This window comes from Sinorhizobium chiapasense (assembly GCF_045277575.1).
GTDB lineage: Bacteria > Pseudomonadota > Alphaproteobacteria > Rhizobiales > Rhizobiaceae > Ensifer > Ensifer chiapasense_A.
In genome coordinates, this window is the sequence record NZ_CP144205.1 from 3,806,081 (window position 1) to 3,825,011 (window position 18,931).

The window sequence follows — 18,931 nt, forward strand, 5'->3', positions numbered from 1 at the left end:
CGCCCTCACGCTGCGTTGCCGTGGTTTCGCCTATCGGTAAGGCGAGTAGCAGACCCTGTAGGCCCCACCGTAGCTTAGGAACCGGTTGGTTGCCGGATCGTAGGAGCGGTAGCGCGACATGCACCAGGTCACATGCGAACCGCCGCGCACATATCGGTCGCGATAGTAGTAGTTACCGCCGTAGTAGCGACGCGGGTAGTAGCCGCGGTAGTAGCCGTAGCGCGGGTAGTAGCCATAGCGGGGGTAGTAGCCGCCATAATAACCACCACCATAGTAGCCGCCGGAGCCGAAGTAGAAGCTCAGCCCCGAGCCATAGTACGGTCCGCCCCAACCGTGACGGTAGTAGGGTCCCCAGCCGGAACCCCATCCATGGCCCCAACCGCCGCCCCAGTAGCGCCGGTGGTAGTATTGCACATTCTGAACGTCGCCCTGTGCCTTGATCTGGAGATCGGGCGCCTGGATAGGCATTGCCTGAACAGGTCCGATGGGAGTGATCAGGGAGGTGGCGGCCAAGCTGCAGCCGATAACGAAATTGCGAAATCCCGTCATTTTATCCTCACTTTCAGAAGGCGATGCCTTCCGCTTGTGTCCCTGCCTCTATTACGTTTGTTTTTCTTGGTTTATTCATGGCGGCGGACGTGGCGGGTCGTTACTGGAGCCACTGGATTTCTGTCCGTTCATCCCCCGCAGCACGGCGCCGATGCTTCGGCCGTGTGACTGCGGTTCTTTCATTCAACGAGGTACGCGATGCAATTGAAGTTTGGCACCAGTGGTTTGCGCGGCCTATCCGAGGAACTGAAGGGAGGGCCCTCCGCCCGCTATGCGACCGCCTTTGCCCGGCACCTGGTGGCGGCGGGGCTCAGCAAACCCGGCGATCCCATCCTGATTGCTCGCGATTTCCGCGATTCGAGCCCTGAGATCGCGGCCGTTTGCGCCGCTGCCCTCTCGCGCGAGGGGCTGCGCGTCTTCGATTGCGGCACGGTGCCGACCCCCGCGCTGGCGCTTTACGGTCTCGCCAACAAGGCGGCGGGATTGATGATCACCGGCTCGCATATTCCGGCCGATCGCAACGGCATCAAGTTCTATCGCCCGGACGGCGAGATCGACAAGGAGGATGAGGTCGCGATCAGCCGCATCGCCGACGGTATCGCGAACCAGATCGCCCCGGTTGCCGATGCCGGGACCGGCGAGGATCATGCGGCCCGGGCTGCCGCGCTCTTCATGGAAAGGAACCGGCAATTGCTGCCGGCCGGCGCGCTGTCCGGCCTCAAGATCGGTGTCTACCAGCATAGCACCGTCGCTCGCGACCTGATCGCCGAACTGCTGGCTCACTTTGGCGCCGATGTCGTGGCCCTTGGGCGCTCGGAGCATTTCGTTCCGGTTGATACCGAGGCAGTTTCGGCGGAGACGATCGAGCGGCTTCGGGATTGGGCTCGCGAACATCGCCTGGATGCGATCGTGTCGGCGGATGGTGACGGCGACCGGCCCCTGGTCGCCGACGAAAACGGGCTGCCCATGCGTGGCGACCTGCTGGGCCTGATGGCGTGCGGTTTCCTCGGTGCCAGACTTACCGTCACTCCGGTCACCTCGAATTCCGGCCTGGAGGGCAGGGAAGGGCTTTCGGTTCTGCGCACCCGCGTCGGCTCGCCCTTTGTCATCGCCGGCATGCAGCAGGCGCTGAAAGAGGGGGCGCAGAAGGTCGCCGGCTTCGAGGCCAATGGCGGCACGTTGACTGCGAGCCCCTTCGTCGTCAACGGTGCAACACTCGAGGCCCTGCCCACGCGCGACAGCTTTCTCCCGATCGTTGCCGCACTTGCCGCTGCGGCCGAGGCCAAGCTTTCGCTTTCCGCGCTCGCCGCTTCCTACCGGTTGCCTGTGGCACTCAGCGATCGGCTCGAAAACTTTCCGGTCGAAACAAGCGCCCGACTGATGGCCTATCTGCGCGGAGATGCGGCAAATCTCGCAGAATTCCTGTCGCCGATCGGTGGCGTCTCTGCCGTCAGCGACATCGATGGGCTCAGGGTGACGCTCGATGATGGCCGGATCATCCATTTCCGGCCTTCGGGCAATGCACCGGAGATGCGGTGCTACGTCGAGGCGGAGACGTCGGAGACTGCCGAAGCGCTGCTCTCAACAGGTCTATCCACAATCCGCCGATGGGCTGAAACCGTGTCGAACTGAGTTTTTTGCAATCCGACACGAAAACTTCAAAAAGCCTGTTGACACTTCAGCTCTGGCCTTTTACACCCCCGCTCGTCGCCCAGATGGCGGAATTGGTAGACGCGCAGGTTTCAGGTACCTGTGCCGCGAGGCGTGGAGGTTCGAGTCCTCTTCTGGGCACCAAATTCCCTAAGCCAAATCCTTGATTTGGTTTTAAAAAAACCCCGGTTACCCGGGGTTTTTTCGTTTCTGGCACTTGGTTGAAAGTCGCGCTGGTTTCCCGCCGAGCGGCACTCTCTTTCCCTCATATTGGTTGTACGCTGTCGCTATTTTCGCGCAACGCGCCTTGAAGCCTTGACCGTCAGCATTGATATTCTATCCGCAACGAAAGGCGTGCGGGTCGCGCAAACGCGGTACCATGCAATTGTCCGCCGTGGCGGCGGAACTCGAGCGAGGACGAGGCGATGTCTGAGACGCGTCGCAAGCTGACGACAATCCTATCCGCGGATGTCCAGGACTACACCCGGCTGATGCGTGCCGACGAGGAGGGCACGCTCGCCACGCTGAAGCGCTATCGCGACGCCATGGGGCGGCTGATCGAGGCGCATGAGGGGCGCGTCGTCAACACCTGGGGCGACGGTCTGATCGCCGAGTTCCCGAGTGTCGTGGAAGCCGTGCGGACGGCGATCGACGTACAGAACGAGCTGGCGGGGTGCAACGCCAAGTGCCCTGCCGAGGAACAGATGCTCTTTCGTATCGGCATCAATCTCGGCGATGTGATTGCCGAGGGAGACGACCTCTATGGAGACGGCGTCAATGTCGCGGCGCGCCTGCAAGCTTCAGCACCCGCCGGCGGCATCGTCATCTCCAGCACGGTCTACGACCAGGTGCGCAACAAGGTCGCCGTCGGCTTTGATTTTCTAGGACCGCTTGAAGTGAAGAACATCGATGGCGGCGTGCCGAGCTATGCGGTGCGCATCGGCGCGGCCGATGCACGCCCGGCGCCCGGCGTCCAGGCCTTCGGACGCTCCGCTGGTCAGGCGAGCGGAGATGCCGGCCGATCCGGGGCCGAGGCAAAGCGTGTCGAGGGCGCGGTTGCGGCGGCCAAGCGAGGATCTCTTCCCGTACTCGCTGTCATCGCCGCAGGACTGGTCGCGCTGAACCTCCTTACCTGGAACGGCGTGCTCTGGTCCGTTTGGCCACTGCTCGGGTTCGGCATTCTGTCGGGCCTCGCCTGGCTCAGGGCAAATCCGTGGGCCGATCGCGGCATCGGCGTGCTGGCCATTGCCGGGCTGGTGGTCCTTGCCATCAATCTGCTGACGTGGCGCGGCGTGTTCTGGGCCGTCTGGCCGCTGCTCGCCTTTGCCGTCATCGCCGGTATCCGCTGGGTGACCCGCCAGCGCCGCAGCGTCGGGCCATGAGGGGCGTCACGTGCTTTCGCGCGAGCCGCCCTCCGCCTCTTCCGGGCTGATCGGCGGAGTACCCACAGGCGGCTTTTCTTCCGGTTCGGCGCCGAGCACCTCGTAGATCTCCAGCGCGGAGGCGCGCCCCTTCGCCTGCGCCGAACCCAGCGGTCGGAAGCGGATCGCAGTGCCGGCCTGGGCGACGACGGCGCCGCTCGCCATGATCGTCGTACCGTAGTTCTTGTTCATGCCCTCAAGGCGGGAGGCGACGTTCACCGTGTCGCCCATCGCCGTATATTGTAGCCGCTCCTTGGCGCCGACATTACCGACGACGGCGGTGCCGGTGTGGATGCCGAAACGGGTGCGAAATTCCGGCAGCCCCTTCTTGCGCTGGGTTCCGTTGAAGGCGCTGAGGCGCTCCTCGACCGCCAGCGCACAACGACAGGCATGTTCGGCGTGCTTTTCGTCCGGAGCCGGCGCGTTCCACATGGCGAACACCGAATCGCCGAGGAACTGGATGATCGTTCCCTCGTGCTCTCCCACCGTCTCGCTGAAGATGTCGAAATACTCCGACAGCATCGCCACGACCTCTTCCGGCGGATATTTTTCGCTGAGCGTGGTGAAATCGTAGATGTCGGTGAAGAGTGCCGTAACCTCCTGCCGCCAGGCGGAGCGGCCGCTGAACTGGCCCGATTCGATGCCCTTGCGCACCAGTTCCTTGGGCACGTAGAGCGCGAAGGTGAAGATCGCATCGCGCGCCCGGTTCATGGCGCCGCCGAGCGTCGAGATCTCGCTGACATGCGACGAGACGTCGATGGGCGTCGTGAAGTCGAGATCCTGCAGCCGGTTGGCGCTGGCGGTCAGTTGGTTGAGCCCCTTGGTGATCAAATGCGCGAGCACCAGCGAGGCAAGCACCGCGAGCGCGACGACCGAGCCGGAAATCGCGAGACCTTGCACGAGTGTCTGGTTGGCCTCGGCCATCAACTCGTCGAGTGGCGCCGCCACCACGGCGCGGTTGCCGGAGAGAAGCAGTGCGGATTCGAGCGGCGTCACCATGACCAGATAGGTTCGGTCTCCGACCTCGACGAAATCGGCCTTGCCTGGCTCCGGCGGATTGAGGCGAATGCTTTGGATCAGCGGATCGCTCTCGGCCTGTACGATCGGCGCGTCCTTGTCCTTCGCCGCCATGATGCGTCGCATCATCACGCGGTCCGAATGGATGATCGGACGCCCGACGGAATCGAGGATGAAGGAAACCGAGTCGGCGGTCAGCCGCTCGCGGGCGAGGAAATCGGTGATCGTGTCGAGTACGACGTCGGCGCCGATGACGATCTTCGGATTGCCGCGATGCGCCTGCGAGATCGTCATCCCGAGCGTTTCGGTCGTGGCGCTTTCATAGGGGCCAGTCGAAACCGCGGCCGTTCCGTTGACCGCGGCGCGGTACCACGGACGGGTCCGCGGATCGAAGCTGGAGGGCGGCAGACGCCGTTCCGAAAATTGCGTGCCGTCCTTATCGAGGAAAAGCACGCGCTGGAGCGGTTTGCCGCTTGTATCCTTTTCCATCGAGCGCACGGCAATGACGGCACCCCGTGGCGCGTCGAGCGCCATGCGCCAGGCGATCTGCTTGAGATCGACAACCTGGAAGAAGGCGCCGTCGGGGTAGCCGACATAGACCCCGTCGATATGCGGCGAACGGGTGATGCCTTCGCGCAGGACCGCGACCTTGTCGTTCATGCGTTCCGGCGGTGGTACGAGGAAGGAGTTGGCGACCGAGGATACGAGATTGACGAGGGCGGTCGTGTCACCCGAGAGAACCCCCAGCCGGTCGACGAGGCGGTTCATGAAGCCCTGCATGTTGGCCTCGGCGTCGGCGATAGCGGCGTTGCGCGAGCGATGATAATCGAGCCCGACCAGAGTGGCGGAGACGACGATCAGCATCGCAACCATGACCAGGCTGAACAGCGATCGCAACGAGCTGTTCCAGCCATCATGCTTTCTGCTTTGTCGAGCACCGGGCGCCGTGTCTGCCATTGCGAATCTCTGCTTCCGTACCGATCAACCGGCGGCCACCTTAACGTTGCAATGGCGGTCGTGTGTGCAAGGGAAGTTAAATGCCAATCCCATAAAACACGTTAATCGGCGGGATGCACGCCCCGCCGACAGGCGTCGCGAAAAATCGGGGGTTCAGTTCACCGACACAGGCTTCGAGCGCATACGGGCGACGGTTTCCCGCTCGGCCCGCTTGCAGCGCATCGGCGGCAGGTTGCGGTCCATCAGGTCCATGTCCTCGAGCACCATGTCGCCCATCTTCTTGAAGGCGCTGTCGAGCGCGCCGGCGCGATGGGCCGAACGCAGGAAGCCCGGCAGGCGGCGGACCGGATGGTCGAGCGGCAGGGGCTCTTCCGGAAAGACATCGCTGGCCGCCACGATATGGCCGCGCGCAACGGCGGCCATCAGCGCGTCGAAGTCGACGACGCCGGCGCGGCTGAGCAGGATGAAGGCGGCACCCGGCCGCATACGGGCAAAGGCCTTCTCGCCGAGGAAGCCTTCGTTCTCGCTGGTGACCGCGGCGACGACGAAGACGAAGTCGCTGTCGCCGAGGACCGTATCGAGCGACGCCGGCTCGACGCCGTTGTCTCGGAGGATCGAGGCCGGCATCCAGGGGTCGAAGACGCGGATCCTGGCGCGAAAGCCGGAGAGCACGCGGTTCAGCGCCTTGCCGAGGTCGCCGAAGCCGATGATGCCGATGTCGGCGCCGGAGAGAAGCCGCGCCGAGCGGTTGCCGTCGCCGCCCCAGAGTTCGCGGCCCTCGCGGAAGGCAAGGTCGGCATCGACGATGCCGCGGGCGATGTTGAGCGCCATGGCGAGGCCGAGTTCGGCGACCGGCTCGGCAAACACCTGGCCGGTGGTCACCACGTGGATGCCGCGTTCGAACAGTAGCTCGTAGGGCATGTTGTTGATCAGGTTGCTTTCGACGTTGAGGATCGCCCGGAGTTGGCCCATGCGCTGCAGCGTGGCGTGATCGAGCGGCGGCTGGCCGATAATATAACGCGCTTCAGACAAGACAGCGTCGCCGAGCCCGGCGATGTCGTCCGGATCGGCTTCGACGATCCGGTAGCGCCGATTGAGGTCCTCCAACGCCTCCGGCGTGAAGATCAGATCGAGCGTGCGCGGAGCGGGTGCGCTGATGGCGAGCGGCTTCGTATCGGACATGGTTCCTCCCACTGCATGTTTCCTTTGATCGTAACTGATTGAAGGATGAAAACATGCAGCAATTCAAAGTGCTAGAGCGATCTTTGCGCGTCTGGTAGGATGCGCGGCGCCGTCGGCGGAGGCAGCCCCGCTTTGTGCCGTCAGGCTAGGAACAAATCCGCGCCTTGCCAAGCGGCGCGGCCGTCGGGCGCGGAGCATGCGAACGGGTGGCGGCCGACGACGGATCGCCTCAATAGCCGAGGCCGCGTTTCTGCCGATAGAGCGACGGCGGCAGATCGCTGCCCTGGAAGACCGGTCCATCACCGCGGCGGCAATTGTAGATCGTGTCGTAAACGGGGCGGCCGCGAGCCGTCGATTCGAACGGATAATTGCGGTCGACGAAGGTCTGTTCGCATACAGTATGGTCGCCGCCGCCGTTCAGCGGGTCCATCTGGCGCACGCCGGGCAGATCCCGGTAGGTCTGTGCCGGTGCCGGGACGGCGGAGAACCCCAAAGTCAGCGCAAGGGCCGAAAGGGTGAGAGCGGAGCGAAGAGACGTCATGGTCAGGGCTTTCGAACGGGCGACCGGCTGGCGGCACACGGTAACGGTATCGCCGGCGCCAAACTTGCGCTATAGGCGACACCATTTCGTTTGATCTGGGGATTTTCGATGGCGAATGCAATACGGGTCCATGAAGGCGACATTTCCGCGGCTGACGCTGCGCGCTATACGGGCGCGATCGCCATCGACACTGAAACGCTCGGTCTCATTCCCCGCCGTGACCGTCTCTGTGTCGTGCAGCTTTCGCCCGGCGACGGCACCGCCGACGTGATCCGTATCGCCGCCGGCCAGAGGCAAGCACCGAACCTCGTCGCCATGCTTGCCGATCCGGCCCGCCAGAAGATCTTCCATTTCGGCCGCTTCGATATCGCCGTGCTGTTCCACACCTTCGGGGTGACGACGACGCCGGTGTTCTGCACCAAGATCGCCTCGCGGCTGACCCGGACCTACACCGATCGCCACGGTCTCAAGGATAATCTCAAGGAGATGCTTGACGTCGACATCTCCAAGCAGCAGCAGTCGTCCGATTGGGCGGCGGATATCCTGTCGCCGGCGCAGCTCGAATATGCGGCTTCCGATGTCCTGCACCTGCACGCGCTGCGCGACAAGCTGACAGCGCGCCTCATCCGCGACGGCCGGCTGGAGCTTGCCGACGCCTGCTTTGCCTTCCTGCCGACGCGCTCCAAGCTCGACCTGCTGGGCTGGGACGAGACGGATATCTTCGCGCACAGCTGAGCCGGCGACCGCCGCGCTGTGACGGCTTGGCGTCAGGGCGTCAGATACAGGATGACGGCATAACGCGCTGCCTTGCCGATCGAGACGAACAGCAGGAACAGCGGCAGCGGCATACGCAACAGGCCGGCAACCAGCGTCAACGGGTCGCCGATGACGGGAAGCCAGGAGAGCAGCAGCACCGGCTGGCCGTAGCGGGCAAAGAGCGCCTCCGCCTTCTGCCGGCTCGCCGGTGAAACCGGAAACCAGCGCCGCCCTTCGAAGCGGATGAGAAAACGCCCCAGCGCGAAATTGACGACGGCGCCAAGCACGTTGCCGAGCGTCGCCGCGACGAAGAGCGCGGATCGACCCGTCTCTCCGTGCAGGGCCGCGGCAACGACCGCAGCCTCGGACATGCCGAACAGCAGCGTGGCCGACAGGAACGCAGCGGAAAAGACGCCGGCGAGAATTCCGAAATCCAGGATCAGCTCCTGTCCGTATGGCCGAGATCGCGCTCCGGCTCGATGATGTCGCGGATACGCTGCTTCAGTTCCTTGGGGCCGGGAAAGCCGCCATCGCGCTTGCGCTCCCAGACGAGCGCGTCATCGACCCGGATTTCGAAATTTCCGCCGGTACCGGGAATGAGCGCCACTTCGCCAAGCGATTGTCCGAACGTCTGCAGCAATTCCTGCGCCATCCAGCCGGCGCGCAGGAGCCAGTTGCACTGGGTGCAATAGAGGATGGTGATGCGCGGTTTCTGGTCCATGGCTTGGTCTCGGACATGTCTCGGGGCGGCGACCATACCGGCGGCGCCTGGTGGAAACAACTGCGTCGTCGCTTACTGCATGTTTCCTTCAATCGTAGCCGATTAAAGGAAATATACAGCAAATCAAAGTGCTACAGCGACCTTTGCGGGTCTGATTAGACGCGCGGCGCTGTAGTTGCTCACGTCGCGCTCACATAATTGTCAACCTAAATAGTCATGTTTTTATCGGCGGGTAGCTTGCTTTGAGCGGTCGTCGCGGCGAGAGATCCGGGATTGCACAAATTGTCGCACCCCAAACCGCCGGAGAGGCCCTTCATGACCGACGTCACCGTTTCCAGTTCCCGCCCGCGCGCCATCCTGCCGGCGCTGGAAAAGATCTATCTGCCGCTCGATGGCTTCGCCGAGACGCTGCTGCGCGTGCTCGCCGGTGCCCTGCTGGCCGTCCACGGCTTCGGCAAGATCACGGATCCCTTCGGCGCGATCGGCATGGTCGAAGGCCTGGGTTTCTATCCCGGCGTCTTCTGGTCGCCGCTTCTCGCCGCCACCGAATTCTTCGGCGGCATCCTGGTCGCGATCGGCCTCCTGACGCGCCCGGCGGCCTTTGCCGGCATGATCGTTCTGCTCGTCACCGTCTATTTCCACGGCATCGTGCAGGGCGAGGGCCTGTTCGGTGCCGAGAAGTCGATCCTCTGGGCGGCGATCCTGTTCTTCTTCGCCATCCGCGGCGCCAACGGCCAGTCGGTCGACGCCAAGCTCGGCAAGCAGTTCTGATCGATCGAACCATGAACAGGGAAAACGGGGAAGCGGCGAAAACCGGCCTCCCCGTTTTTCGTCCGGCGGCACATCCGCCGGTCGACCTTCAGAGAATACGCAATTCCGTACGGAAAACCGTTTCACACTTTTCCTGGAATTGCTTGGGGCGTCACGCTGCGGATGGTCATGCGATGCACCTTGCCGGAGCGGTCCTGCCAGTCGATCGACTGGCCGACGGAAAGGCCGATCAAAGCCGCTCCAATAGGCGTCAGCACCGAGATGCGCCCGGCCTCGATATCGGCCTCGCCGGGATAGACGAGCGTCACCTGCTTGGCAAAGCCGTTGTCGGCTTCAAAGGCAACGGTGGAACCCATCTGCACGCTGTCGGCCGGCAGCGCGCCCGGCGCGCCGATGCGAGCGCGGTCGAGCTCGGAGAGCAGCGATTCGGCCACGTCGGGCACGCGCTCGAGCGCCGATGAGGCCAATGCCGTCAGCCGCTTGTGGTCCTCGGCATTGATGATGATGGGGGGAAGTTTCTTGCGGGATGCCGCCATGATGTGACCTGCCGTGTTCGGCCGTGGCGCCTGCGGGCGCGCTCGGAATCGATTTTTCTGGGAATTCGGCGCTCGTTTCGCCGCGTCTGAAATTTCTTCTGCCGACGCGAAAGGGCTCCCCTCACCCGGAGAGCGCAAACATCCGGGCCGGGGTCAGGTTCCTGCGATCGGGCACACCCGGAAGCAGTGATGGGAAGAAGTCGTCGACATCATGATGCCGCAAGGGTCGGAAAGTTTGACCACGAAGTCAAGACCCGTACCGGAGCGCGGCAAAGCGCGGGGCGCGGATTACTGCGCCTCTTGAACAGCGGCCGCGCTCGTGGTCAATCTCGGTTCGCGACGGCGAAGGGAAGGTGACGATGCGGGTATTGGTGGTTGAAAACATGGCGAAGACCGAGCTTGGCCAGGTCGGCACGGCGCTTCGCGAGGTCAAGGCGCAGATCGAGATCCGCCGCGCCTATCTTGGCGATACCGTTCCGGCAACGCCCGAGGGTTACGATGCGCTCGTCGTGCTCGGAGGCGAGCAGAGCGCGCTCGATGATGCCGCCTATCCCTATCTGCCTGACCTTGCCGCGCTGATGCGCGCTTTCGGCGACAGCGGCCGCTCCGTGCTTGGCATCTGCCTCGGAAGCCAGCTTCTCGCGCGGGCCTATGGCGCAGAAAATCTTCTGGGCGCCGCAAGGGAGTTCGGCTGGTGCCAGGTCCAGCTGCGCGGCGAAGGCGCCGAGGACCCGGTGCTGTCCAGCGTCGGCCAGAGCTTCCCGATCTTCCAATGGCACGGCGATACCTTCACGTTGCCTGTTGGGGCTGTGCATCTCGCCGAAAACGCCGCCACCGCCCATCAGGCCTTCCGTATCGGCCGCGCCGCCTATGGCACTCAATTCCATTTCGAGGCGGACACGCACCTGGTCGAGGATTGGAACCGCGCCTTCCCGGATACGATCAACCGGCTCGACCCCACATGGCTTGCCCGCTATCGCGAGCACGCTGCCCGCCATGGCCGAGAGGCCGATGCGGCCGGTCTGGCGCTGGCGCGCGCCTGGGTGGCGACGATCGGTCGCCGGGAGGGCGTCGAGGTGAATAGGGACCCGGTTCTGGAGGAGGTAGACGGATGAGTGAAACACTGAACGGCGGCTGCTTCTGCGGCAAGATCCGCTATCGGCTGAAGGCCGCGCCGATGTTCGTCAACTGCTGTCACTGCAGCGATTGCCAACGTCAGGTCGGCAGCGCTTTCGTCGTCAACGGCGTCATCGAGCGCGAAAACATCGAGCTCACCGAGGGCGAGCCGGTCGTTGTCACGCTCCCCACCGACAGCGGCCGCCCGCACGACGTCTATCGTTGCGCCGAATGCCAGACGGCGCTCTGGAGCGACTACGGCCGGCGCGGCTGGCTCTCCTTCCTCCGCATTGCCAGCCTCGACCGGCCCTCGGAGTTCCCGCCGGACGCGCACATTTTCACCCGTTCCAAGGTGAAGTGGCTGTCGCTCGAAGGCGGCGCCCCGGCCTTCGAGGTCTATTACGACATGAAGACCATGTGGCCGGCCGAAAGCCTGGCACGGCGCCAGGCGGCGGAAGCAAAGGCAAAAGCGTGACCGCCAGCGAACGCGACAAGATGGCAGCCGGCGAGTGGTACTCGTGCCTCGACGACGAACTCGACGCGCTACGCCTCACGGCGCGCGAAGCGGTCCACCAGCACAACACCATGCCGCCGGCGAAGCGCGGAAACATGGCGCCCGCGCTGCGCGCGCTCTTCGGTGCGGTGGGCGATGACGTCGTCATCGAGGCGCCGTTCCATTGCTCCTACGGCATCAACATCCATCTCGGTGCCCGAGCCTATCTCAACGCCGGCTGCACCATCCTCGATAGCGGTCGGGTGACGATCGGCGAGGGGACGATGCTCGGACCGAGCGTGCAGATCTATTGCGCTGAACACCACAAGGATACCGTGCTTCGGGGGCAGGGTCTCGAAATCGCCCGCCCGGTGACGATCGGCGCCGATGTCTGGGTCGGCGGCGGCGCGATCATTCTCGGTGGGGTCACAATCGGCGACGGCGCGATCGTCGGCGCGGGTTCGGTGGTGACGAAGGACGTGCCCGCCGGCGCGATCGTCGTCGGCAACCCGGCGCGCCCGCTGCCCAGCGCCCCTATATCGGGAGACGCGTGAACGGGCTCGGTCCGGAACTGCGTGATTGCACGGGCCGGATCATCCTCATCGTTCCACGGACGGATGAAATGATCCGGACGATTTCAGGAGGACAATATTCGATGACGAATGAGATTAAGACGATCCATGTGCGCCCGGCGCGACCTGACGACGCACCGGCACTCTGCGCCTTCCTGAACGAGATCATCCGGATTGGCGGCACCACCGCCCACCAGACGCCGTTCACGCCCGAAAGCTTCGTGGCGCACTATCTCGCCGGCCCCGGCTTTGTAAGCTGCTTCGTCGCCGAGGACGAGAATGGTGAACCTTGCGCTTTCCAGGCGCTGGACCGCTGGGACGGAATACCCGAGGACTGGGCCGACATTGGCACCTTCTCCCGCCGCGGCAACAAGGTGCCCGGCGCCGGCACCGCGCTCTTCACGGCCACTTGTGACCACGCCCGCTCGATCGGCCTCAAGGCGCTCAACGCCACCATCCGTGCCGACAACCTGGGCGGCCTCACCTATTACGGCAAGATGGGCTTCGTCGACTACAAGGTCGACAAGGCTGTGCCGCTGAACGACGGGCGCTTGGTGGATCGGATTTCGAAGCGGTATTTGCTTTGAGGGGTGAAGCGCTTCGCTCCGATTCTTGAGTCGCGAGCGTGTCACTAGGTTCGTCATCCTCGGGCTTGATGTTCCCGGACTGAACACTTGACCCGAGGATCCAATCACGCACCCATATCGCCGGCACGGCGCTCTTGAATGTCACCCACAACTCGGCCTGCGCCTCTCAAGCCCAAACTAAAAAAGGACGACCCGCGGGTCGCCCTTTCAAACGTAGGGGCAGGCGCCGCCGCCTACTCGTCGCCCATCTTGAGCGCGGCGATGAAGGCCTCCTGCGGGATTTCCACCTTGCCGAACTGGCGCATGCGCTTCTTGCCGGCCTTCTGCTTTTCCAAGAGCTTGCGCTTGCGGGTGGCGTCACCGCCGTAGCACTTGGCCGTCACGTCCTTGCGCAGCGCCGAGATGGTTTCGCGGGCAATGACGTTGCCGCCGATCGCCGCCTGGATCGGGATCTTGAACATGTGCTTCGGAATCAGCTCCTTCAGCTTCTCGCACATTTCGCGGCCGCGCTTCTCGGCCGCCATCCGGTGTACCATCATCGACAGCGCGTCGACCGGTTCGCCATTGACGAGGATCGACATCTTCACAAGGTTGCCTTCCTTGTGCTCGGTGATCTGGTAGTCGAAGGAGGCATAGCCCTTGGAGATCGACTTCAGCCGGTCGTAGAAATCGAACACGACTTCGTTGAGCGGCAGATCATAGGTCAGCATCGCGCGGGTGCCGACATAGGTCAGCTCGATCTGGATGCCGCGGCGGTCCTGGCAGAGCTTGAGGATGCCGCCGAGATAGTCGTCGGGCGTCAGGATCGTCGCGCGGATCCACGGCTCGTGGATCTCGGAGATCTTGACGACATCGGGCATGTCGGCCGGGTTGTGCAACTCGCGCTCGGTGCCGTCGGTCATGAACAGCTTGTAGACGACCGAAGGCGCCGTTGCGATCAGGTCGAGATCGAACTCGCGTTCCAGGCGTTCCTGGATGATTTCGAGATGCAGCAGGCCGAGGAAGCCGCAGCGGAAGCCGAAACCGAGCGCTGCCGACGATTCCATTTCGAAGGAGAACGACGCGTCGTTGAGGCGCAGCTTGCCCATCGCCGATCGCAGGTCTTCGAAGTCGGCAGCGTCGACCGGGAAGAGGCCGCAGAAAACCACCGGCTGCGCCGGCTTGAAGCCCGGCAGGGCCTTGTCGGTCGGGCGCTTGTCCTCGGTGATGGTATCGCCGACGCGGGTGTCGGCCACTTCCTTGATCGAGGCGGTGATGAAGCCGATCTCGCCCGGCCCCAGCGCGTCCATGTTGACCATCTTCGGCGTCAGCACGCCGACGCGTTCGATCGTGTACTTGGCGTCAGTGCCCATCATGCGGATGGTCATGCCCTTCTTGAGCGTGCCGTCGATGATGCGCACGAGAACCATGACGCCGAGATAGGTGTCGTACCAGCTATCGACCAGCAGCGCCTTCAAGGGAGCCGCATCGCCGCCCTCGCTCTTCGGCGCCGGCAGCTTGGTGACGATCGCTTCGAGCACATCAGGAATGCCGAGACCGGTCTTGGCCGAGATTAGCACCGCGTCCGAGGCGTCGATGCCGATCACTTCTTCGATCTGCTCCTTGATGCGGTCGGGTTCGGCCGCCGGCAGGTCAATCTTGTTGAGCACGGTGACGAGCTCGTGGTTGTTATCGATCGCCTGGTAGACGTTGGCGAGCGTCTGGGCCTCGACGCCCTGGGACGCGTCGACGACGAGCAGCGAGCCTTCGCAGGCCGACAGCGAGCGCGAGACTTCGTAGGCGAAGTCGACGTGGCCGGGGGTGTCGATCAGGTTCAGCACATAGGTTTCGCCATCATTGGCCTTGTAGTGCAGGCGCACCGTCTGGGCCTTGATGGTGATGCCGCGCTCGCGCTCGATATCCATGCTGTCGAGCACCTGCTCGGACATTTCCCGCTCGGCGAGGCCGCCGGTGGACTGGATCAACCGGTCGGCAAGCGTCGACTTGCCGTGGTCGATGTGGGCCACGATCGAGAAGTTGCGGATATGCGAAAGGGGCGTCTTCGAAGATGTTGTGCTCATGGGCCGCATATAGCAGCGCCTTCAACCGCCGCAAAGCGGGAAATGAAGGCTTCGTTCACTATAAATCGGCCTATTCGGCGCCCGCCTCGGCATCGACGAGCGCGCCGGCATTCGGCACCTGCGCGCTCCTGATCTCGAAGCTCTCGCGTTCGGCCACCGGAACCTCGTCGCGTTTCCTCAGTCGCATGAGCACGAAGAGGGCGTAGAGGGCGGCAACGCCCATCGCCGCATAGATGAACGTGCGCTGCCCGAACACCGGTGTCAGCAGCGTCACCAGCATCGGCACGACGGTCGCGGCGATCGACCAGGCAACCAGCATGGTGCTGGCAAGCGGCACGAAATCGGAGGGATCCGTGCGGTCGTTGGCATGGGCATTGGCGATCGAATAGACCGTCTCGACCGCGCCGGCAAAGAGCGCGAAGACCAGCATCAGCAGGATCAGGTTGCTGAAGGAGGCGGAGAGCGCGAAGAAGCCGGCGGCGAGGATCAACAGGCAGGTGCCGATCAGCACCAGGCGCCGGTCGATCCGGTCGGACAGCGTTCCCATCGGATATTGGATGGCGATCAGGCCGAACTGCATCACGAACATCAGATTGGCGACATCGCTCTGGCTGACGTCGTTCGCGGCCGCATAGATCGGCGTGAAGCCCTGCACCACCATCGACAGGCCGCCGGCGGCCAGCACGCCGATGAAGGCGACGGGGGAATTGCGCCAGACCATCGGGATATCGATGCTGACCTTGGCGGGCGCCGGCGGCGTCGGCAGTCGCGTCAGCCCGATCGGCAGCAGCGCAAGCGCCGTGAAGAAGATGGTGACGAGCGGCGGCAGGTTGCCATCGGCCGGGATCTGCCCGAACAGCCAGGCGCCGGTACCGAGCCCGATGACATAGGCCATGTAGAACAGCGCCATCGCCTTGCCGCGCCAGTGGTTCTCGCTCGCATGGTTGAGCCAGCTCTGGCTGATGATGAAATTGGTGTTGCCGGCAGCCCCATAGAGGCCGCGGGCAAGCACCCAGAGAAGCGGATGCATGCCGAGCGCGATCGTCAGCGCCGAGAGGATGACGAGCGCCATCGAGCAGGAAAAGGCACGGGCATGGCCGACCCGGCGGATCATCGGCCCGGCGATGACGCAGCCGACTAGTCCACCGAAGGCGATCATGGTGACGGCCGCACCCGGCACCCAGTCCGGCGCGTCCGAGCGCGTCAGCGCGAAGGGCACATAGGCGAGCATCATGCCGTTGCCGATCGCCACCGCCGTCATCGAGATGACGATACTGGCGATCGAGGTCAGCGAGGAGGGCTGCTGTGTCATGTCCAACCTGTCGATGAAGGCGCACCTGAAAGGTGCACGGGCGTGATCGATGAGAACTATCTAAAGTATTGAAATGTAAGCTTTTCTCGTTTCTGCTCGCGAAACCGCCACCATAGCCGAAAGACCTCTGTCGTGCTGTCGCCAAAGCGGCATCGCATGCCCGTATTTTAATCTTTTGCAGTCTTGACTCCACTATATGAGAAATGCAATCTCAAATAATGGAAAACGTCCCCGAACCCCTGGAATATGCCATCGGCGAGCGGATCCGTACGCTGCGCATGGAACAGAACCTGACGCTCGACGAGCTTGCCAGCAGTTCCGGCGTCAGCCGGGCGATGATCTCGCGCATCGAGCGCGGCGAGGCGAGCCCGACCGCGCAGCTTCTCGCCAAGCTCTGCAGCGCGCTCTCGACCACGCTCTCCGCCCTTTTTGCCTTCGAGACCAAGGAGGCGTCGCCGCTTGCAAAACGTGCGGACCAGCGGCTCTGGCGCGATCCTGAATCCGGCTATCTGCGCCGCTCGGTTTCGCCCGATGGTCTCGGCTCGCCGGTCGATATCGTCGAGGTCGAGTTTCCGCCGGGCGCCCGTGTCGTGTTCGAGCGCCAACCGTCCGACCGGGGCATCACCCAGCATCTCTGGCTTTTCTCCGGCCGGCTGGAACTCACAACCGAATCCGGCTCCCATTCGCTCGAGCCAGGCGACTGCCTGTTCATGGCCCTGGGGGCGGGCCACATCTTCCACAATCCGCACGATGAGCCGGCTCACTATGCCGTCATCCTCTGCCGCACCAAGGTTTGACCATGTCCGATATTCAAATCCGTTTGCTCGATGAAGCGCAAGCGCGCGCTGCCATGCCGGCGCTTGCCGAAGTGCTGTCCGATTGCGTCAAGGGTGGCGCCTCGGTCGGCTTCATGCAGCCCTATCCGCCGGAAAGCGCGCTCGCCTATTGGCGGGGCGTCGTCGAGGCCGTCGCGGCGAACGAAACGCTGCTGATGGTGGCGGAGGAGGCGGGCCGCATTCTCGGCACCGTTCAGGTCGGCGTCGCGCAGATGCCGAACCAGCCGCACCGCGGCGATCTCAAGAAGCTGCTCGTGCATCGCGACGCCCGCGGCAAGGGCCTGGCGCGGCGGCTGATGGAGGCGGTCGAGCGCGAAGCTGCGGCCCGTGGCAAGACGCTGCTGGTGCTCGATACGGCGACCGGCAGCGAGGCGGAAGCGATCTATCCCCGCCTTGGATGGGAGCGCGTCGGCGTCATTCCGGATTATGCCATGTGGCCCGAAGGCGGCCTTTGCGCCACGACCTTCTTCTACAAGCGGATCACGCTTCTCGGGTAATTGTCATTGGTGCGATTGCCCCTCTCCTCGGGTTAACCCGAGGTCTAACCCTTGTAACTTAGCCTGCCGCACCTGCGTTATGTCTGGTGCTGCGGTGGCGGATGGAAGACCGACAGCCCTTTGGGACGACAACGATCCCGTGGGAGAGCCAGGGCCGCCGAAAAGAGCGATGCTCTCTATTGACCTCAACTATGCTTGAGGTCGTACGCCTGCTCCTGTTCAAAAGAGATCAGAGGAAAAGAGCAATGAGCACCGCAACCGAAACGACAGTCATAGCGCCGCTGTACCGCATCAACAAATACACGGTGCCGGTCGAGGCGCGGCAGCAGTTCGTCGAGCTGGTCGACAAGACGCTTGCGGTCATCCGCAAGCAGGATGGCTATGTGAAGGACCTGTTCCTGGAGCAGCACGCCGGTCCCGGCCAGTTCGATTCATCACCATGATCGAGTTCGCCAGTGCCGATGTCGCGCCGAGGGTCGCGGCTGCCCTGGGTGAGTTCGACCGCAGCCTTGGTCTCGACCGCGAAGCCCTGATGAAAACGCTCGGCATCCGCACCGACTTCGCCAGTTACAGGGCTTTCGGCGGACTGGCCGCGTAGCACGACCGCGCCCGGCAGCAATGCCGGGCCGGATACGCCTTTGGGCGCGCGGGCGCGTCAGGAGACGAAGAACGACGAAAGTCCCTGCCCGGCGGCGAAGGCCATATAGGCAAGCACGGTGAAATAAACGGTCGTCGCGATCAGGAAGAGATAACCGCCGGCCACCATCAGCCCGTCGCGCTGGATGATGCCGAGCGAGAGTAAGAGGATCGCGATCCCCGGCAGCGTGTTCGACAGCGGAATGAGCCCGAGCGGGAACATCAAGAGTATGCCGCCGGCCATGATCATCAGGCCGTTGAAGCGGTTCATCACCGCGCCCTGCGTCAGGAAGCCGAGGCGCGGCCGCACGTAGCGGTCGAGTTTGGAAACGATGCTCGCCCCCTTCTGCAGGGTAGGCACCAGCTTCTCGGTCTCGATCTTGCGGTCGAGAATGCGCTGCGGCACCCAGGGCAGGCGGTTGAGCGTGACCGACACGGAGATCAGGATGATCGCTGCACCGAAAACGGTGCTGACGCCGGGGATCGACACCGGCAGCAGGAACGGCAGCGTTAGCAATGCACAAAGCAGCAGGAAGCCTTGTTCGCCGATCTCGGTCATCAGTTCGCGCAGCGTGATCGTCTCTCCGCGGATAGAGGCAATCATGCCGTTGAGCGTGTCGCTGAGACTGCGTTGCGTGTCGCCGAACTCGATTGCCATCAAACCTTGCCTCGTCATTATCAATTGGCGGTGGCGGAAAGCCGCCCCATTTCATCCTGGTCG

At 63.6% G+C, this 18,931-nt stretch carries 22 protein-coding genes and 1 tRNA gene; 13 read left to right on the forward strand and 10 right to left on the reverse strand.

Going from position 1 to position 18,931, the window contains the following annotated elements:
- Nucleotides 1–30: 30 nt before the first annotated feature.
- Nucleotides 31–549 (reverse strand): BA14K family protein, encoded by a 519-nt coding sequence (locus QM996_RS18260; RefSeq protein WP_500268632.1) that lies wholly within the window; start codon nt 547–549, stop codon nt 31–33.
- Nucleotides 550–747: 198 nt separating this feature from the next.
- Between QM996_RS18260 and QM996_RS18265 the strand changes: the two genes are divergently transcribed.
- The 3 genes from QM996_RS18265 (at nt 748) to QM996_RS18275 (ending at nt 3,581) form a co-directional block, all read left to right on the forward strand.
- The gene (locus QM996_RS18265; protein WP_500268633.1) at nt 748–2,181 is read left to right on the forward strand and encodes a phosphomannomutase; all 1,434 of its coding nucleotides are present in this window, start codon (nt 748–750) and stop codon (nt 2,179–2,181) included.
- A gap of 77 nt (nt 2,182–2,258) precedes the next feature.
- Nucleotides 2,259–2,343, forward strand: a tRNA-Leu gene (locus QM996_RS18270).
- Between the two features lie 281 nt (nt 2,344–2,624).
- Nucleotides 2,625–3,581 (forward strand): adenylate/guanylate cyclase domain-containing protein, encoded by a 957-nt coding sequence (locus QM996_RS18275; protein WP_500268634.1) that lies wholly within the window; start codon nt 2,625–2,627, stop codon nt 3,579–3,581.
- A 6-nt stretch (nt 3,582–3,587) separates the two neighbouring features.
- Here the strand turns inward: QM996_RS18275 and QM996_RS18280 are convergent, their stop codons facing one another.
- The 3 genes from QM996_RS18280 to QM996_RS18290 all read right to left on the reverse strand — a co-directional run bounded on the left by QM996_RS18280 (nt 3,588) and on the right by QM996_RS18290 (nt 7,317).
- Nucleotides 3,588–5,594, reverse strand: a complete 2,007-nt coding sequence (locus QM996_RS18280) for an adenylate/guanylate cyclase domain-containing protein (RefSeq protein WP_500268635.1) — start codon at nt 5,592–5,594, stop codon at nt 3,588–3,590.
- A gap of 153 nt (nt 5,595–5,747) precedes the next feature.
- Entirely contained in the window at nt 5,748–6,776 is a 1,029-nt protein-coding gene (locus QM996_RS18285) for a hydroxyacid dehydrogenase (RefSeq protein ID WP_500268636.1), read from the reverse strand.
- Between the two features lie 229 nt (nt 6,777–7,005).
- The gene (locus tag QM996_RS18290) at nt 7,006–7,317 is read right to left on the reverse strand and encodes a hypothetical protein (RefSeq protein WP_500268637.1); all 312 of its coding nucleotides are present in this window, start codon (nt 7,315–7,317) and stop codon (nt 7,006–7,008) included.
- A 108-nt stretch (nt 7,318–7,425) separates the two neighbouring features.
- On the opposite strand from QM996_RS18290, the gene QM996_RS18295 reads away from it, so the two are divergent.
- A complete protein-coding gene (locus tag QM996_RS18295; RefSeq protein WP_500268638.1) occupies nt 7,426–8,052 on the forward strand; it encodes a ribonuclease D in 627 nt (208 codons plus the stop codon).
- 32 nt (nt 8,053–8,084) lie between these two features.
- On the opposite strand, the gene QM996_RS18300 is transcribed toward QM996_RS18295, so the two are convergent.
- Together QM996_RS18300 and QM996_RS18305 are read right to left on the reverse strand one after the other, a co-directional pair.
- A complete protein-coding gene (locus tag QM996_RS18300; RefSeq protein WP_500268639.1) occupies nt 8,085–8,444 on the reverse strand; it encodes a YqaA family protein in 360 nt (119 codons plus the stop codon).
- 68 nt (nt 8,445–8,512) lie between these two features.
- The gene (locus QM996_RS18305; protein WP_173515196.1) at nt 8,513–8,794 is read right to left on the reverse strand and encodes an Rdx family protein; all 282 of its coding nucleotides are present in this window, start codon (nt 8,792–8,794) and stop codon (nt 8,513–8,515) included.
- Between the two features lie 315 nt (nt 8,795–9,109).
- Between QM996_RS18305 and QM996_RS18310 the strand changes: the two genes are divergently transcribed.
- Nucleotides 9,110–9,565, forward strand: coding sequence for a DoxX family protein (locus QM996_RS18310; protein WP_500268640.1), 456 nt, complete (start codon nt 9,110–9,112; stop codon nt 9,563–9,565).
- Between the two features lie 122 nt (nt 9,566–9,687).
- Here the strand turns inward: QM996_RS18310 and rnk are convergent, their stop codons facing one another.
- Nucleotides 9,688–10,101: a nucleoside diphosphate kinase regulator gene (gene rnk / locus QM996_RS18315; protein WP_500268641.1), complete on the reverse strand. Its 414-nt coding sequence runs from the start codon at nt 10,099–10,101 to the stop codon at nt 9,688–9,690.
- A 359-nt stretch (nt 10,102–10,460) separates the two neighbouring features.
- Between rnk and QM996_RS18320 the strand changes: the two genes are divergently transcribed.
- The 4 genes from QM996_RS18320 to QM996_RS18335 all read left to right on the forward strand — a co-directional run bounded on the left by QM996_RS18320 (nt 10,461) and on the right by QM996_RS18335 (nt 12,869).
- Nucleotides 10,461–11,216, forward strand: coding sequence for a type 1 glutamine amidotransferase (locus QM996_RS18320; RefSeq protein ID WP_500268642.1), 756 nt, complete (start codon nt 10,461–10,463; stop codon nt 11,214–11,216).
- Entirely contained in the window at nt 11,213–11,692 is a 480-nt protein-coding gene (locus tag QM996_RS18325) for a GFA family protein (RefSeq protein ID WP_500268643.1), read from the forward strand. Before QM996_RS18320 ends, QM996_RS18325 begins: the two co-directional genes overlap by 4 nt.
- A complete protein-coding gene (locus QM996_RS18330; RefSeq protein ID WP_500268644.1) occupies nt 11,689–12,264 on the forward strand; it encodes a sugar O-acetyltransferase in 576 nt (191 codons plus the stop codon). The genes QM996_RS18325 and QM996_RS18330 overlap by 4 nt, the downstream gene beginning before the upstream one ends.
- Nucleotides 12,265–12,365: 101 nt before the next feature.
- Nucleotides 12,366–12,869: a GNAT family N-acetyltransferase gene (locus QM996_RS18335; RefSeq protein WP_500268645.1), complete on the forward strand. Its 504-nt coding sequence runs from the start codon at nt 12,366–12,368 to the stop codon at nt 12,867–12,869.
- A gap of 233 nt (nt 12,870–13,102) precedes the next feature.
- On the opposite strand, the gene lepA is transcribed toward QM996_RS18335, so the two are convergent.
- A complete protein-coding gene (gene lepA, locus QM996_RS18340; RefSeq protein ID WP_500268646.1) occupies nt 13,103–14,929 on the reverse strand; it encodes a translation elongation factor 4 in 1,827 nt (608 codons plus the stop codon).
- 70 nt (nt 14,930–14,999) lie between these two features.
- The gene (locus QM996_RS18345) at nt 15,000–16,241 is read right to left on the reverse strand and encodes an MFS transporter (RefSeq protein ID WP_500268647.1); all 1,242 of its coding nucleotides are present in this window, start codon (nt 16,239–16,241) and stop codon (nt 15,000–15,002) included.
- Nucleotides 16,242–16,459: 218 nt separating this feature from the next.
- Here QM996_RS18345 and QM996_RS18350 point away from each other — a divergent pair, with 218 nt between their 5' ends.
- The 4 genes from QM996_RS18350 to QM996_RS18365 all read left to right on the forward strand — a co-directional run bounded on the left by QM996_RS18350 (nt 16,460) and on the right by QM996_RS18365 (nt 18,172).
- Nucleotides 16,460–17,038 carry a helix-turn-helix domain-containing protein gene (locus tag QM996_RS18350; RefSeq protein ID WP_500268648.1) on the forward strand — a complete coding sequence of 193 codons (579 nt, stop codon included), beginning with the start codon at nt 16,460–16,462 and terminating at the stop codon, nt 17,036–17,038.
- A 2-nt stretch (nt 17,039–17,040) separates the two neighbouring features.
- Nucleotides 17,041–17,574 (forward strand): GNAT family N-acetyltransferase, encoded by a 534-nt coding sequence (locus QM996_RS18355; protein WP_500268649.1) that lies wholly within the window; start codon nt 17,041–17,043, stop codon nt 17,572–17,574.
- A gap of 245 nt (nt 17,575–17,819) precedes the next feature.
- Nucleotides 17,820–18,017, forward strand: a complete 198-nt coding sequence (locus tag QM996_RS18360; protein ID WP_500268650.1) for a hypothetical protein — start codon at nt 17,820–17,822, stop codon at nt 18,015–18,017.
- Nucleotides 18,014–18,172: a hypothetical protein gene (locus QM996_RS18365; RefSeq protein ID WP_500268651.1), complete on the forward strand. Its 159-nt coding sequence runs from the start codon at nt 18,014–18,016 to the stop codon at nt 18,170–18,172. The genes QM996_RS18360 and QM996_RS18365 overlap by 4 nt, the downstream gene beginning before the upstream one ends.
- A 57-nt stretch (nt 18,173–18,229) precedes the next feature.
- Here QM996_RS18365 and QM996_RS18370 read toward each other — a convergent pair whose 3' ends face one another.
- A complete protein-coding gene (locus tag QM996_RS18370; protein WP_483500888.1) occupies nt 18,230–18,868 on the reverse strand; it encodes an exopolysaccharide biosynthesis protein in 639 nt (212 codons plus the stop codon).
- Nucleotides 18,869–18,931: the final 63 nt, after the last annotated feature.